Source organism: Pseudoalteromonas sp. SCQQ13, assembly GCF_015864415.1.
In the GTDB taxonomy this organism is placed as follows: Bacteria; Pseudomonadota; Gammaproteobacteria; order Enterobacterales; family Alteromonadaceae; genus Pseudoalteromonas; species Pseudoalteromonas nigrifaciens.
The window spans coordinates 255862-271526 of the sequence record NZ_JADYXG010000002.1 but is presented as its reverse complement, the minus strand read 5'-3'; the positions used below and the strand labels follow the sequence as shown (position 1 = coordinate 271526).

Sequence of the window (15665 nt, the reverse complement as noted above, 5' to 3'; positions counted from 1 at the left end):
TAACGACCAAATAATTGCCGCTTTTTGGGACTGAATATATGCGAATTACTCCTTTATCTCTGTTAATTTCAGCTAGTTTGTTGGCTAGTAGTGCATTTGCACAAGACACAGCAACAGTAACTGGAATTGAATCTGAGATTAGTACAAAACAGATCGACTATGACAAATCTACAACAATACTTGATAAACATTTAAAAGAAGAAAGCCAACTGCAAACCCAGTTGCAACTTTTGCGTTCACGTTCAACCGAGTTAGATAAAGAAAAAAACCAAGCACTCGACGCGATGAATGAAATGTACCGTCGTTTAATTGATGATCCTAGCATTGATATAACCGCTGCTCAGGCGCGTTATCAAAAAGCTGTGGTCGATCACAAGCAAAATAAAGATGATATTTCTATGCAGTTGGCGGCAATTGCATCCCACCGTAAAGACATTGAGCAAATTCGTGTGGCTAAACACACGCTTTTAAACACTTTAGAGAGCTTAAAAGAGCAGTTAACTACCGCCAGAGTAGAGCGTTTACGTAACGAATTTACCCGCGAAGGCACGTTAGAGGTTAATCACACAATTAATTGTAAGCGTACCGAAACACTTGCAGCGTGTGAGCAACGCGGACAGCAAATGGGGTTACAAAAAGCGACTAAGCGTTTTGTTGACCAAATATTTGCTAACTTAACTGAAGAGCGTTTAGTTGAACCCAAACGTAATTTGGCCGGTGCTCAGGTACAAATTTTAAGTAGTCATGTGGTAAAAAGTGCATTTAGTGGCCAAGGCAATTATAACGTTAATTTAAGCGTTACTATGCGTGGTGAAGTTAACAGTAGCCGTTTATGTAACTTATTAAGCATTGATAACCGCTACTGCTCTGAGTACGGCACGCCCATGGCGGCAACATATCAGCCTACTTACAGCACAACTTTTTCAGATAGTCAGTTAACATTCAGTAAGCACGCGGATAATGGCAACGTTTCGGCGGCTCGTTTAAACGAGCAACCAGTGCGTGATTATGCAGTAAAGCCTATGGTAACAAACAGCTCGGTTATTGCTAATAACGATAAAAACCAAGCAGTAGAATTAACGCTACGCTCAAACGTATACGACGACGAAGTGTTTATTGATGGGGTTAGCTTTGGCTCAACCCGCTTAGTAACCCGCTTACCGCGAGGTGTGCACAATATTGAAGTGCGCAAGCTTGGTTATAAACCTTATCAGGTACGTGTTGATTTAAATAAAGCACAAACCGTGCATGCCAACTTAGTAAAAAAGCCAGAGTCGATTGCTGCACCGACATACACGCGTGAGCAACCTGAGCAAACAACTCGTAAAGTGAGTGACAACATCAGCGTATTAAACGCTAATGTAAAAACTTCAGTAGTTGTTATTCCGGCAGGTAAATTTAAAATGGGCGATATTAATGGCAATGGTTTAGCCAATGAGCGCCCAGTTGTTGAAAAAGTAATTGCCAACTCTTTTGCTATGCAAAGCAAAGAAGTGACAGTAGGTGAGTATGAGCAGTTTGCTGCTAATACAGGCTACAAAACCCAAGCCGAGCAAGGTAAAGGCTGCGCCTATTATTTAAATGGCGAACCCGTATGGGAAGCTAATTTAAATTGGCGTAATCCTGGGTTTGAGCAAACAAGTGATTTTCCGGCTGTTTGTTTAACTTATAGCGACGCTAAAGCGTATGCTGATTGGTTGTCAGGGCAAACAGGTCAACAGTTTCGTTTACCTAATGAGGTTGAGTGGGAATACGCTGCACGCGCAGGTAGTCAAACAGAATACCCTTGGGGTAACGATATTGGTAAAAATTTAGCGAATTGTGGCTGGTGTGGTAGTCAATGGTCAAACAAGAGTGCTGCACCGGTAGGATCATTTTCTCCTAATGCATTTGGTTTATACGATACCGTAGGCAATGTATGGGAATGGACTAACAAAAACTCGGGTGAGTCGGATGTTGCGGTTAGAGGTGGAGCGTGGAATTTTGCGCCTAGCCTTGCACGTGCCTCAACGCGATTAATATTAGCGCCCGACTTTAGAGCTAACTACATAGGTTTTCGCTTAGTTCGCGAACGATAAATAGGAAGCTTTGCTTCCTTTTTTAACTAAATTACAAAGGCAGCTGTGCTTAATATCGCTCATTATATTAGCGTATTAAAGTGAAAGCAGCTTAAATAAGAACGTATTTCAAAGGTCATCCAGCCTCATGTTTAAAAAACTCCGTGGTATTTTTTCAAACGATCTATCGATCGACTTGGGTACAGCCAATACCCTCATTTATGTAAAAGAAGAAGGCATAGTACTTAACGAACCATCAGTGGTTGCTATTCGTCAAGAGCGTGCTGGTGGGCCTAAAAGCGTTGCTTCAGTAGGTACTGAAGCAAAGCAGATGTTAGGCCGTACGCCTGGTAACATTAAAGCTATTCGACCAATGAAAGACGGCGTAATTGCCGATTTTTATGTTACCGAAAAAATGTTACAGCATTTTATTAAGCAAGTGCATAACAATAACTTTATGCGTCCAAGTCCACGTGTACTTATATGTGTGCCTTGTGGTGCAACCCAAGTAGAAAAACGTGCAATACGTGAATCTGCAATGGGAGCGGGTGCTCGCGAAGTGTATTTAATTGAAGAGCCAATGGCTGCGGCAATTGGTGCAGGTTTACCGGTATCAGAAGCCACAGGTTCTATGGTTGTTGATATTGGTGGCGGTACTACCGAAGTGGCTATTATTTCGTTAAACGGCGTAGTTTACTCCTCGTCGGTACGTATTGGTGGCGATAAGTTTGACGAGGCAATTATTAATTATGTGCGTCGTAACTTTGGTAGCCTAATAGGCGAAGCTACTGCTGAAAATATTAAGCATCAAATTGGTTCTGCTTTTAAAACCGATGAACCAATCGAAATTGAAGTGCGTGGCCGTAATTTAGCCGAAGGCGTACCGCGCTCATTTATATTAAACTCGCACGAAATTCTTGAAGCGCTACAAGAGCCATTAATGGGAATTGTTAGTGCTGTAATGGTTGCCCTTGAGCAATCACCGCCAGAGCTAGCGTCAGATATTTCAGCACACGGTATGGTGTTAACCGGTGGTGGTGCATTACTAAAAGATTTAGATCGTTTATTAATGGAAGAGACTGGTATTCCGGTTGTGGTTGCTGATGATCCGCTTACATGTGTTGCCCGTGGTGGTGGTAAAGCGCTTGAAATGATAGACGTGCACGGCGGTGATGTATTTAGTTACGACTAATGAAATCAATGTTTGCACAAACCGTTTCCTTGCAACTGCGACTCTTTGTCGCAGTGCTTTTGAGTGTCATACTGATTATTGGCGATAAGTACACCGAAGGTGGAACAAACGTTCGTACTAGTTTAAATACACTGGTTAGCCCATTAATTTATGTGGCTAATTTACCCTACGAAGTATTTAGCTTTGGTGCAAAAAGCTTACATACCCGCGATCAATTACTTACCGAAAATGAAGCGCTGAAAAAAAAGCAAATGCTGCAAAGCGAGCAGCTACAGCAGTACCAGTTTTTGAGCCGAGAGAATCAAAAATTGCGCGCCTTATTAGGCTCATCGGCTAAACCGTCAAATCGTAAAATTATTGCGCAAGTACTGTCAGTTCATTCAAACCCGTATAGCCATCAAGTTGTTATAAACCGAGGAACCACCAATGGACTTAGCGAAAGCCAAGCCGTAATTGATGATATGGGTGTAGTAGGGCAGCTTACCAAAGTAGGCTCAACCACCTCTCGAGTGTTATTAATGACCGACACTACCCACGCTACGCCGGTACGTATCTTACGTAACGATGTGCGTACAGTGGTTGAAGGCATAGGTAAAATTAATGTTGCTAAGCTCTCTCATGTACCGCATAGCCTAGATGTACGTATTGGCGATGTATTAGTGACCTCAGGTCTTGGAGGCATCTTTCCGGAGGGCTACCCCGTTGCCGTAGTTACTGAAATAAATCGCGATGAAGGCCAGCCGTTTGCACAAGTTTATGCAGAACCCATAGCGCAGCTAGATCGTATTAGATTATTAGTAGTGCTGTGGCGAAATCAACAGGAGCAGGTTAGCGATGATTAATCGTTATTCGTTGTTAATTGCACTGAGCATTTTTTTTGCGTTAGTAATGGCTTTGATGCCGTTACCGTTTTCGTTTGAGCCCTTTCGTCCTGACTGGGTGCTATTGGTATTAATGTATTGGTCACTTGCTGTGCCACATCGTTTAAATATAGGCACCGCATGGATTGTAGGCTTATTAATAGATTTAGCTTCTGGTTCGCCGCTAGGGGTTAATTCACTTACTTATTCAATCTGTATTTTTGTTACCGCCAGTAATTTTCAAAAAATCCGTAACTTTTCGCTATGGCAACAAAGCTTATTAATTGGCTTATTTTTAACTCTCTATCACTTAATGCAGTTTTGGCTAAATCACTTTTTATTGGGTGTGTACTTTAGCCCGCAATACTTATGGCCTGTGCTTACAGGTATGTTGAGTTGGGTATGGGTGTTTTTATTACTGCGTAAATACCGTAGACATTTTAGGATCAGATAATGACCAACGCCGTATACTTGGCATCTGCCTCGCCTCGCCGTAAAGAGCTTTTAACGCAACTAGGAATCGAATTTACACAGTTTAGTGTTGATGCCGACGAGAGCCAACTCCCCAATGAACTACCTTATGATTATGTAGAGCGCTTAGCGCGTTTAAAGGCGCAGTCGGGTGTAGCACTTGGTTATACCGATCGCCCAGTGCTAGGCAGCGATACCGTAGTGGTTATTGACAATCAATCGCTAGGTAAGCCTTGTGATGAAAATGACTTTACCCATACATTAAAGCGCTTGTCGGGCAATACTCACCAGGTATTAACCGCGGTTGCTTTTGCAACAACAGATAAGGTGCTTAGCTGCGTAGTAAGTACTAATGTTACTTTTAAAACCCTCAGCGATGATGAAATACATACCTACTGGCAAAGTGGCGAGCCACAAGATAAAGCAGGAGGATATGGTATTCAAGGCTTAGGCGGTCGATTTGTTACTCATATTTCGGGTAGCTATTTTGCTGTAGTAGGCTTACCTTTATACGAGACCGAACAATTATTACAAACATTCTTAAGAGGCTAGCATGAGTATAGAATTACTAATTAATGTCACGCCAAGTGAAAGCCGTGTTGCCCTAATAGAAAACGGTGTTCTACAAGAAATACAATTAGAGCGAATTGGCAATTTAGGGATTGTTGGTAATATTTACTTAGGAAAAATTAGCCGTGTTTTACCCGGCATGCAAGCCGCCTTTGTTGATATAGGCCTTGAAAAAGCTGCATTCTTACACGCCTCAGATATTGTAAATAGCGCCTCTATTGTTGAAGGTGTTGACGATACCCCGATAAAAAAAGTACAAGATATTCGTGAGTTAGTTCGCCAAGGGCAATATATTATGGTGCAAGTGGTAAAGGATCCACTGGGCACTAAAGGCGCGCGTTTAACTACCGACATTACCATACCTTCGCGCTATTTAGTGTTTATGCCCGACGCCACCCACGTTGGCGTAAGCCAGCGTATAGAAACAGAAGAAGAGCGTGGCAGATTAAAGAAAATCGTTGCTGAATACAGCGATGAAAACGGCAGCTTTATTGTGCGAACCGCCGCAGAAGGCGCAAGCGAAGCCGAATTAAGGCACGATGCTGCATTTTTACAAAAATTGTGGCAAAAAGTGGTGTCACGCCGTAAAAAAACCAGTAAAGCCAGTATCTTACATGAAGACTTAACCCTTGCTTTTAGAACGCTACGTGACTATGTGGGCGAAGACATGGAACGCATTAGGGTTGACTCTAAACTAACCTACCAAGAGCTTAAATTATTTACCGAAGAGTTTGTGCCAATTTTGTCGCAAGTGCTTGAATATTATCCGGGTGAGCGCCCCATTTTTGATTTGTTTGATGTTGAAAACGAAATACAAAAAGCGCTGCATCGTAAAGTAACCCTTAAATCGGGTGGCTATTTAATTATCGATCAAACCGAAGCGATGACCACGGTTGATGTTAATACTGGTGCATTTGTTGGTCATCGTAATTTAGAAGAAACCATTTTTAATACCAATGTTGAAGCAACTTCTGCTATTGCGCGCCAGCTTAGGCTGCGTAATTTAGGCGGTATTATTATTATCGATTTTATCGATATGGTAAGTGAAGATCATAAACGCCGCGTAATGCATTCGCTCGAATCGGCATTAGCAAAAGATCGTGCTAAAGCTAATATTAATGGCTTGTCGGCATTAGGTTTAGTAGAAATGACCCGTAAGCGCACCCGCGAAAGCTTAGAACATATATTATGTGATGTTTGTCCTGCGTGTTCTGGTCGTGGTTCACAAAAAACAGTAGAAACAGTGTGCTACGAATTACTGCGCGAAATAGTGAGGGTTAATCGTGCTTACGATGCAGATAAGTTTGTGGTTTATGCCGCGCCAGCGGTATGTGAAGCATTACTAAACGATGAATATCATAACTTAGCCGAATTAGAACTATTTATTGGCAAACAGGTCAATATTCAAGTTGAGAGTTTATACAGCCAAGAGCAGTTTGATGTGGTAATGATGTAATGAAAGCAAAAGCGGTCTGTTTTTTTTGTTTTAGAAAGTTATGGCAAACGTGTGCCATAATTTTAGTGTTACTGGCCGTGACTGTTTCTATTTTAAAATATACCCTACCTTATGCAAACGACTATAAAGATAATATAGAAAACTACCTACATACCAAGTTTGATATTAGTTTATCAATCGGCTCTATTTCAGCAAGTTGGCAAGGTAGCGGGCCTGCTTTAGTGCTCGAAAACCTATCATTTAAAGACAACCAAACTGCACCTATTGCACTCACTATAGCTAAAACCAGTTTAGAGCTTAACTTGTGGGAAAGCTTAAAAACGCTGCAATTAAAGTCAAACTACTTTGTAATAAATGGCTTTCATACCAGTATTAAAGTAGCTAATTTATTTGCCAAAAATGAAGGCGAAGTGTCGTTTGAGCAAAAAGAGTTAATAGAAGAGCTATTTTTGGGTGACACAGGCCACTTCGCAATAGAAAACTCCAGCATTAACTTTATTTTAGAAGACGGTACTGAGCGTAAGTTACTGTTAGAGAATATTGTTTGGCAAAATCAAAATAAGCAACATTTAGGTAGCGGTAGCTTAGCATTACCGGGTATTTCGGTGGGAAGTTTTGATGCGCGAATAGCACTCAAAGGCGATACTATTGAAAAAATGGCAGGCGACATGTATGTGCAAGCTAATGAGGTAGATGTATCTAACTGGTTAGCGCAATATATTAATACCGAAAAACAGCAACTGCACAGCAACATAAACTTACAAGCTTGGTTAGAGCTTAATCAAGGTTTAGTGAGTGATGTTAAAGTACAGTGGTTACCTAGTTTTGCACGTTGGGAGTTGGCTGGAGAGAAACAACAGCTGAGCCTAAGCGAAGGGGGATTTCATTTATTTCCTGAACAAAAAAGCTGGCGGTTGAAAAGCACGGGTTTAGCGTTTAATAGTAATGATAAAAGCTGGCCGAGTTTAGAGTTTGAGGCACTGCTGGGTAAGCAAAATAAAATTTGGTTACAGCAAGTTGATATAGCGCTACTTAGCGATTTAGCCGAGCTGACTAACTTTAATAACCTAACGCCATTTTTACAGCGCCAACCTAGTGGGCAAATAAAGCAAGCTTACTTAGACTATACCAATAGTGAGCAATGGCAGCTGTGGTTTGAAGCCGATAATATTGGCTGGCAAGAGCAGCACGCAATACCTGCCGCACAAGAACTGCGAGTTAGTGCTCTGGTTAATCAGCAATACGGGCGAATTACCCTGTTTGGTGAAAATAACAGCCTAATTACCGGTGATAGTTTTAGCCAAAATATAGATTATGAGCAATTAAATATAGAGCTCAATTTAGCCAAGCGCAGTAATGCTTGGCACATTAGTAGTGACAATATTTGGTTTAATAATGATGAAGTAACCTTTGCTGCAGAAATGCAGCTTAGCTTAGGCGACGAACCGCGTTTAGATTTATACGCCGAAGCATTTGCACCCGACGCGAGTATTGCTGGGCATTATTTTCCTTTAAAAGCGATGAGCCCTGAATTAGTTAGCTATTTAAATGGCGCTATAAAAGGCGGTGAAGTGTCAAAAGCACAAGTGCTTTTTGCAGGCCCGCTAACAGGCTTTCCATTTAGTGACGGCTCTGGGCAGTTTGATGTGTTAGCACAAATAGATAACGCCACTTATCAGTTTGATCCCGACTGGCCTGCAGTTACTAACGCCAGCGCCCAGTTACATTTTGCCAACGAGCGCATGGATATTTATAGCCAGCAAGGCAAGTTAGTAAATTTAGCTGTGGGCAGTAGTGTACGCGTTAGCATTAGCGATTTAATGCATGCCGATGAGCTAGTAGTTAAAATAGATAAGCAAGCCGAGCTTGAAAAAATGCACGACTTTTTTGCGGCCACGCCACTTGCCAGCCCGCTTGCTGAAATTTTTAAAATTGTGCAAGGTAAAGGCGAAGCTAGTGCAGATATAGAGCTGTTAATTGGTTCTAAATTTGCTAATGGTGCAAGTGTGAGCGGCAAAGTAAATTTAATAGACTTACCTGTTTATATTGCGACTCCAGGCATTGAGCTGGATAACTTAAACGGCGAGCTGCATTTTAAAAACAATGAAATAACCCTCACTAATGCCACTGCAACATGGTTGGGCATGCCACTCAATATTAACTATGACAGTAAAAGTGTTGAGCAAGATTATCGCGCCAATATAAACATAAAAGCGCAGCTAGATGCCGAGACTCTTATTGCGAGCGGCCAAGGGTTATTAAAAAACTACCTTAGCGGGAAAAGTGCAGCCGATATTGGTTTAGTGCTTAATTTTACCGAGCAAGGGTTTGATTATCGTGCGCAAGTAACCTCGTCATTAATTGGTTTAAGCAGTACTTTACCGGGTGACTATGCTAAAAGCAGCGAGCAACCATGGCCACTCAATGCAGTTATTCAAGGCGATAATATATCTAACTTAATTACCGCTAATATAAAGCAGCTATTTTATTTTAACGCCATTTTAGATAACGCCAACACCCACTTTAACAATGCTCATTTTGTTATCGGTAAAAATGATTTAGGGCTTAATAAAAAAGATTTAGCGGTTAGTATTAATTTACCACAAACCGATTTGCTTCCGTGGCTAGAGTTAATTGAGCAAATTATAAATGTATCTAAGCAAGGCTCAGAGCAAGCATCAGCTAGTGTTATGCCACCACTGCATGAAGTACTTGCTAATATAGAAAAACTTAATATTAGTGACGTGCAATTTAATGACTTTGAAATGCGCTTAGCACCTACCCAAAACGATTTATACCTAAAGTTAAATGCTAAAGAATTGCGTGCAGGGGTGCTAATTCCTATCTCGCAAGCCAGCCAGCCGATTCGAATTAATAGCGATTATTTAAGGGTTAACTTTATTGAACCAACAAATGTTAAGCCAGTTGCAAGCACAGAAACAGCCGATGACGTAAGCTGGCTTACTCAGCTACCCGCAATAGAATTTGAATGTGGCGACTGTAAGGTGAGTCAGTATCAGTTAGGTAAAGTAAGCGCGTCTTTATTGGGGGATGGTAAACGGCTTGTTATTTCTGAGTTAGTGGTTGATAAGAACGATCATATTTTACGCACCCATGGGCAGTGGCAAAATGGCCAAACGCAACTCAGCGGTGAGCTTAAAAGTGAGGATATAGGCGCATTATTTAATGAGTTTGACTTAACCACCGCAATTAAAGATTCAAACGCAACCATTAACTATAATCTTGCATGGCAAGCAGCCCCGTATAACCTTGATGTAGCAAGTCTTTCGGGCAATATTGATTGGCGTTTAGGCGAAGGACATTTAACCGAGGTAAGTGATGGTGGCGCGCGGGTGTTCTCGTTACTGAGCCTAGATTCACTAGTGCGTAAATTAAAACTCGATTTTAGAGATGTGTTTTCCAAAGGTTTTTTTTATAACAGCATGCAAGGCACAATGCAGCTTGATAAAGGCATTGCCTACACTCAAGATACTAAAATGGATGGTGTACCAGCCGACTTAACCATTAAAGGTTATGCTAATTTAAATACCCTAGAAATAGACTACGACCTAGCGGTTGCGCCGCAAGTAACCTCCAGCATACCTATAATAGTAGCTTGGATGGTTAACCCCGTTACCGGCCTTGCTGCGCTTGCTATAGATAAAGTGATTCACTCGGCGCGCGTTATTTCCGAAATAAACTTTAAAGTAACCGGTAAAATGAATGACCCGCAAGTACAAGAACTTGACCGTAAAAGTCGTGAAGTAACGCTACCACAAGCGGCGCAAAATCAGCCTCAAGCAGCAACAAAGCTTAAACTAAAAGACGCTGAGGTGAGCGTTACCCAATGAGAAATAACCAATGAGAAATAGCTAATGAGTGCTACCTTATGAGTGAAGCAATTCCGACAATTATTGCTCTGCAAATGTGCTCAGGGGTTGATCCTAAGCAAAACATACAAACGCTAGTTAATCAGTTACAACAATTACCCACTACAAGGCCACTATTAGTGTGCTTGCCTGAAGCCTTTTTAGTGTTTAGTAAATCGGGTAACGATACCTTAAAAGTGGCTAAGCATGCAGAGCGTTATAAGCAGCAGTTAAGCGAGCTGTGCCAATTGCATAATATTTGGTTAAGCGCTGGTACTATGCCAGAGCCTTATAACGACAATAAATATTACGCCGCGTCGCACTTATTTAATGCTCAAGGTGAGCTAGTTGCCAGCTACAATAAAATGCATTTATTTGATGTAACAGTTGACGATTCAACAGCCAGCTATCGAGAATCAGACTTTACTCAAGCAGGAAATGAAGTTGTTGTTGTCGACTCTCCCTTTGGTAAAATAGGCTTAACAGTATGTTATGATCTGCGTTTTAGTACTTTATATACTCAACTTGTACGCCAAGGTGCAGAAGTTATATTAGTCCCTAGCGCCTTTACGGTAGTGACCGGACAAGCCCATTGGCAACCTTTATTGGCGGCTCGTGCAATAGAAACACAGTGTTATGTGATTGCTGCAGCGCAATATGGAGCACATGAAAATGGCCGCCAAACCTATGGCCACAGTATAGTTCTGTCTCCTTGGGGAGATACATTAAGTGAGTTGCCCACGGGCACAGGTTTTATAAGCGCCACGTTAGATTTAAAGCAATTACACAAAATTCGACGAGATATGCCAGTGCAATCTCATCAACGATTTAGAGAGCATTTATTATGAATACGGTTGAACAGCATTTATTACACGACAGCCAGCTAAATCGAGAAGAACTCGAAAAAACGCTCGCCTACATTCATCAACATAAGGTGGATTACGCTGATTTATACTTTCAATCAAGTCACCATGAATCATGGGTACTTGAAGACGGCTTAGTAAAAGAAGGTTCATACAATGTTGAACGAGGCGTAGGTGTACGCGCAGTAAGCGGCGAAAAAACCGGTTTTTCGTACTCAGATGCAATCACCCTTGAAGCACTTAATAAAGCCGCAACTGCAGCGCGTAGTATTGCCGAGGCCGGTGAAAATAAATCAATTCAAGTATTTAGCGATGTAACTGCAAAGCAGCAGTTTGCCCCGCATCAGCCAATTTCAAGTATGAGCGATACTGATAAAGTAAATTTGTTACGAGAGCTTGAAAACTATATTCGTGAACTAGCACCCGACGCAGAGCAAGTAATAAGTTCAATGTCGGCCGTGTACGAAGAAGTACTTATTGCCGCTAGCGACGGTACTTTTGCCACCGATATTCGCCCACTTATTCGTTTAAATTGTTCAGTACTACTTGAGAAAAATGGTCGTCGTGAACGCGGTGGAGCCGGTGGTGGTGCGCGTTTAGATTATGGTTATTTTAAAGAGTTAGTAGAGGGTAAACCACGTTGGATGGAGTTTGCAGAAGAGGCAGTACGCCAAGCAAAGGTAAACCTAGAAGCCATTGATGCGCCAGCCGGAACCATGGAAGTGGTGCTAGGAAATGGCTGGCCAGGTGTATTATTACACGAAGCCGTAGGCCACGGCCTAGAGGGCGACTTTAACCGTAAAGGCGCATCGGCGTTTAGCGGAAAAGTAGGGCAAAAAGTAGCGTCTGAGCTATGTACTGTGGTTGATGATGGCACTATGGCTGATCGTCGTGGCTCACTTAACGTAGACGACGAAGGCACACCTGCGGCCTATAACGTACTTATCGAAAACGGTATTTTAAAAGGCTACATGCAAGATAAAATGAACGCGCGCCTAATGGGCGTTAGCCCAACGGGTAACGCACGCCGTGAATCGTACGCACATTTACCTATGCCACGCATGACCAATACTTACATGTTAGGCGGTGAGCACAGCCAAGCAGATATTATCAGTAGTGTTAAAAAAGGCGTGTTTGCGCCTAATTTTGGTGGCGGACAAGTTGATATAACGTCAGGTAAATTTGTATTTAGCGCATCAGAAGCCTATTTAATCGAAAACGGTAAAATTACCCAACCAATTAAAGGCGCAACCTTAATAGGTAACGGCCCAGAAGTAATGCAGCAAATATCTATGGTAGGTAACGACCTTGCGCTTGATAAAGGCGTTGGCGTGTGCGGTAAAGACGGCCAAAGCGTCCCTGTTGGGGTGGGTCAACCTAGTTTGAAAATAGACAAGTTAACAGTAGGCGGAACAGCTTAAGTACTGCTATTTGATTTAATAAAAGATAAAAGCAGCGCAGTGTTTGGACATAAGCAAAGGATGTTGGCTTGCGATCACTAAGTGTGTGCTTTAAATAAGCTGGTATATAAACCTAAACATGGTTTGTATTTTGAGCTGAACCCTATTCACGGCTGCGCTTATCGTAGCCGTGTTTTTAATTACATGGTAGAATTTGCGCAATTTTTTGCAGCAAACAAAGTAGCACAGCAATGATCTTAGATGATATTCGCGTTGTTTTAGTTAACACATCACACTCAGGTAATATTGGCTCGGCGGCTCGCGCCATGAAAACCATGGGCTTATCAAAGCTTTATTTAGTCGACCCAGCGTGTGAAATCGACAGTCATGCCAGTGCATTAGCCGCTGGAGCAAGTGATGTTTTAGGTAATGCTGTGATTGTTGATACTGTTGCTGATGCAATTGCCGATTGCGCGTTAACTATTGGCACGAGTGCGCGCTCTCGCACACTATCTTGGCCTATGGTTGAGCCACGTGAATGTGGTGAAAAGCTAGTAAGCGAAGCAGCTAATGGTCCGGTAGCTTTGGTGTTTGGTCGTGAAAATAGCGGCTTGAGCAACGATGAATTACAGCTTTGCAATTATCATGTATGTATTCCGGCAAATCCAGAGTACAGCTCGCTTAATTTAGCTATGGCAGTGCAGACATTATGCTACGAAACGCGAATGGCGTTTTTAAATCAGCAACCTAAAATAGCCGAAGAAGATGACACCGTTTACCCTAGCTCAAAACAAACTGAGTTATTTTATGGGCATCTTGAAGAGACACTGTTTAATACTGGGTTTATCATTAAGCAGCACCCAGGCATGGTTATGACCAAATTACGTCGTATGTTTAATCGTGCTCGCCCTGAAGATGCTGAAATGAACATTTTACGTGGTATTTTAACCTCTATAAATAAGTCGATACCTAAATAATAATGGTTATAGCAATTAGTTATAACAAGCTACGATTAAATAACGCGCTAATACTTGACTAAATTACTCAGGTAATTACAATAGGACGTAATACTTGAGTAAAACACTCAGGTATTACGTGTTTAGCTAAGAACTGGTTTTAAGTTTTAATACTTGACTAATTTACTCTGGTAATTAAAATTTGCACTCTTTTGTGCGGAGGGCGTTATGAAGTTAACATCAAAAGGCAGGTATGCCGTTACAGCTATGCTGGATGTTGCACTGCACACAGGTGTAGGTCCTGTTGCCCTTGCTGATATTTCACAGCGACAAGAAATTTCTTTGTCTTACCTTGAACAGTTGTTTGCCCGTTTACGTAAAAACGGTTTGGTAAGCTCTGTTCGCGGCCCTGGCGGTGGTTATTTATTGGGGCGTAAAGCGGACGCTATTTCTGTTGGTGATGTGATAAATGCAGTAGATGAGTCAGTTGATGCAACACGTTGCCAAAAAAGTGATATAGGTTGCCAAAGTGGTATGCGCTGTTTAACTCACAATTTGTGGTCAGAATTAAGCGCACGAATAGAAGAATTTTTAGATAATATTACCCTTGCTGAATTGGTAGAGAAATCTGATGTGAAAGAAATCGCATTACGCCAAGATAACAGTGTTAATGATGCAATTAAGCAGTTGGAAAATATTCAAGTAAGCTGTCAACTTTAAGGTTGACCTGCAGCGGAGAGAGAAATGAAGTTACCGATTTATTTAGATTACGCAGCAACCACGCCTGTTGACGAACGTGTTGCCAAAGAAATGATGCAATGCCTGACAATGGACGGTAATTTTGGTAATCCTGCGTCACGTTCACATAGGTTTGGTTGGCAAGCTGAAGAAGTGGTTGATCAAGCACGTACCGATGTTGCTGATTTAATTAATGCAGACCCACGTGAAATTGTTTTCACTTCGGGTGCAACTGAATCAAATAACCTAGCAATAAAAGGCGCAGCACAGTTTTACAAAAAGAAAGGTAAGCATATTATTACCGCTAAAACTGAGCACAAAGCTGTAATCGACACGTGTCGTGAGCTTGAGCGTCAAGGTTTTGAAGTAACCTATATGGACGTTGAAGAAAACGGCCTACTTGATTTACAAAAACTTGCCGACACTATGCGTGACGACACCGTACTTGTAAGCATCATGCATGTTAATAACGAGCTAGGTGTAATTCAAGATATCGCTACAATTGGCGAAATGTGTCGCGAACGTAAAATTATGTTCCACGTAGATGCAGCGCAAAGCGCAGGTAAAGTATTAATTGACGTACAACAGCTTAAAGTTGATTTTATGTCGTTCTCAGGCCACAAAGTATATGGTCCTAAAGGTGTTGGTGCACTTTACGTTCGTCGTAAACCGCGCGCTCGTTTAGAAGCACAAATGCACGGTGGCGGCCACGAACGTGGTATGCGCTCTGGCACACTTGCTACGCATCAGTTAGTGGGTATGGGTACAGCGTTTAGAGTTGCTAAGCAAGATTTCGAAAAAGACCATGCACATATAAGCGCCCTACGTAAGCGCTTAATTGACGGTATTATGAGTGATATGGAAGAAGTGTACTTTAACGGTACACAAGACCAATCAGTACCAGGCATTGTAAATATCAGCTTTAACTTTGTTGAAGGTGAGTCGTTACTAATGGCAGTAAAAGACATTGCAGTATCGTCAGGTTCAGCCTGTACGTCAGCAAGCTTAGAGCCTTCTTATGTTTTACGTGCACTTGGCCGTAACGACGAATTAGCACATAGCTCAATTCGTTTTAGTATTGGTCGTTTTACCACCGAAGAAGAGATTGATTACACCGTTGAATTAATGAAAAACTCTATCGGTCGCCTACGTGAAATGTCTCCACTTTGGGAGATGCATCAAGAAGGTATTGATTTAGATTCAGTTGAATGGGCTCACCACTAATAATAGTGC

The 15665-nt window shown here is 41.9% G+C and carries 12 protein-coding genes; all 12 read left to right on the top strand.

Annotated elements, in window-relative coordinates; all coding sequences use genetic code 11:
- The first annotated feature begins 38 nt into the window (after positions 1-38).
- The 12 genes from I6F41_RS02955 (at position 39) to I6F41_RS02900 (ending at position 15656) form a co-directional block, all read left to right on the top strand.
- Positions 39-2078, top strand: a complete 2040-nt coding sequence (locus I6F41_RS02955) for an SUMF1/EgtB/PvdO family nonheme iron enzyme (RefSeq protein ID WP_011329328.1) — start codon at positions 39-41, stop codon at positions 2076-2078.
- A 127-nt stretch (positions 2079-2205) separates the two neighbouring features.
- Positions 2206-3249 (top strand): rod shape-determining protein, encoded by a 1044-nt coding sequence (locus I6F41_RS02950; protein WP_011329327.1) that lies wholly within the window; start codon positions 2206-2208, stop codon positions 3247-3249.
- The gene (gene mreC / locus I6F41_RS02945) at positions 3249-4091 is read left to right on the top strand and encodes a rod shape-determining protein MreC (protein ID WP_197107652.1); all 843 of its coding nucleotides are present in this window, start codon (positions 3249-3251) and stop codon (positions 4089-4091) included. Before I6F41_RS02950 ends, mreC begins: the two co-directional genes overlap by 1 nt.
- Positions 4084-4563 carry a rod shape-determining protein MreD gene (gene mreD, locus I6F41_RS02940; protein ID WP_089368784.1) on the top strand — a complete coding sequence of 160 codons (480 nt, stop codon included), beginning with the start codon at positions 4084-4086 and terminating at the stop codon, positions 4561-4563. The genes mreC and mreD overlap by 8 nt, the downstream gene beginning before the upstream one ends.
- A complete protein-coding gene (locus tag I6F41_RS02935; RefSeq protein ID WP_011329324.1) occupies positions 4563-5132 on the top strand; it encodes a Maf family protein in 570 nt (189 codons plus the stop codon). Before mreD ends, I6F41_RS02935 begins: the two co-directional genes overlap by 1 nt.
- Before the next feature lies 1 nt (position 5133).
- A complete protein-coding gene (gene rng, locus I6F41_RS02930) occupies positions 5134-6606 on the top strand; it encodes a ribonuclease G (protein ID WP_011329323.1) in 1473 nt (490 codons plus the stop codon).
- Positions 6606-10457: a YhdP family protein gene (locus tag I6F41_RS02925; RefSeq protein WP_182683882.1), complete on the top strand. Its 3852-nt coding sequence runs from the start codon at positions 6606-6608 to the stop codon at positions 10455-10457. Before rng ends, I6F41_RS02925 begins: the two co-directional genes overlap by 1 nt.
- Positions 10458-10495: 38 nt before the next feature.
- Positions 10496-11323, top strand: a complete 828-nt coding sequence (locus tag I6F41_RS02920; protein ID WP_182683883.1) for a carbon-nitrogen hydrolase family protein — start codon at positions 10496-10498, stop codon at positions 11321-11323.
- Entirely contained in the window at positions 11320-12759 is a 1440-nt protein-coding gene (tldD, locus tag I6F41_RS02915; protein WP_011329320.1) for a metalloprotease TldD, read from the top strand. Before I6F41_RS02920 ends, tldD begins: the two co-directional genes overlap by 4 nt.
- Before the next feature lie 230 nt (positions 12760-12989).
- Positions 12990-13715 (top strand): tRNA (cytosine(32)/uridine(32)-2'-O)-methyltransferase TrmJ, encoded by a 726-nt coding sequence (trmJ, locus tag I6F41_RS02910; protein WP_086996586.1) that lies wholly within the window; start codon positions 12990-12992, stop codon positions 13713-13715.
- A 207-nt stretch (positions 13716-13922) separates the two neighbouring features.
- Positions 13923-14414: a Fe-S cluster assembly transcriptional regulator IscR gene (iscR, locus tag I6F41_RS02905; protein WP_011329317.1), complete on the top strand. Its 492-nt coding sequence runs from the start codon at positions 13923-13925 to the stop codon at positions 14412-14414.
- A 24-nt stretch (positions 14415-14438) separates the two neighbouring features.
- Entirely contained in the window at positions 14439-15656 is a 1218-nt protein-coding gene (locus tag I6F41_RS02900; protein WP_011329316.1) for an IscS subfamily cysteine desulfurase, read from the top strand.
- Positions 15657-15665 lie beyond the last annotated feature (9 nt).

Excerpts from the sequence above, each read along its gene's own strand:
- I6F41_RS02955 (WP_011329328.1), top strand. The coding sequence starts at position 39 with ATGCGAATTACTCCTTTATCTCTGTTAATTTCAGCTAGTTTGTTGGCT.
- I6F41_RS02920 (WP_182683883.1), top strand. The coding sequence starts at position 10,496 with ATGAGTGAAGCAATTCCGACAATTATTGCTCTGCAAATGTGCTCAGGG.
- mreC (WP_197107652.1), top strand. The coding sequence starts at position 3,249 with ATGAAATCAATGTTTGCACAAACCGTTTCCTTGCAACTGCGACTCTTT.
- tldD (WP_011329320.1), top strand. The coding sequence starts at position 11,320 with ATGAATACGGTTGAACAGCATTTATTACACGACAGCCAGCTAAATCGA.
- trmJ (WP_086996586.1), top strand. The coding sequence starts at position 12,990 with ATGATCTTAGATGATATTCGCGTTGTTTTAGTTAACACATCACACTCA.
- rng (WP_011329323.1), top strand. The coding sequence starts at position 5,134 with ATGAGTATAGAATTACTAATTAATGTCACGCCAAGTGAAAGCCGTGTT.
- mreD (WP_089368784.1), top strand. The coding sequence starts at position 4,084 with ATGATTAATCGTTATTCGTTGTTAATTGCACTGAGCATTTTTTTTGCG.
- I6F41_RS02935 (WP_011329324.1), top strand. The coding sequence starts at position 4,563 with ATGACCAACGCCGTATACTTGGCATCTGCCTCGCCTCGCCGTAAAGAG.
- iscR (WP_011329317.1), top strand. The coding sequence starts at position 13,923 with ATGAAGTTAACATCAAAAGGCAGGTATGCCGTTACAGCTATGCTGGAT.
- I6F41_RS02925 (WP_182683882.1), top strand. The coding sequence starts at position 6,606 with ATGAAAGCAAAAGCGGTCTGTTTTTTTTGTTTTAGAAAGTTATGGCAA.
- I6F41_RS02950 (WP_011329327.1), top strand. The coding sequence starts at position 2,206 with ATGTTTAAAAAACTCCGTGGTATTTTTTCAAACGATCTATCGATCGAC.
- I6F41_RS02900 (WP_011329316.1), top strand. The coding sequence starts at position 14,439 with ATGAAGTTACCGATTTATTTAGATTACGCAGCAACCACGCCTGTTGAC.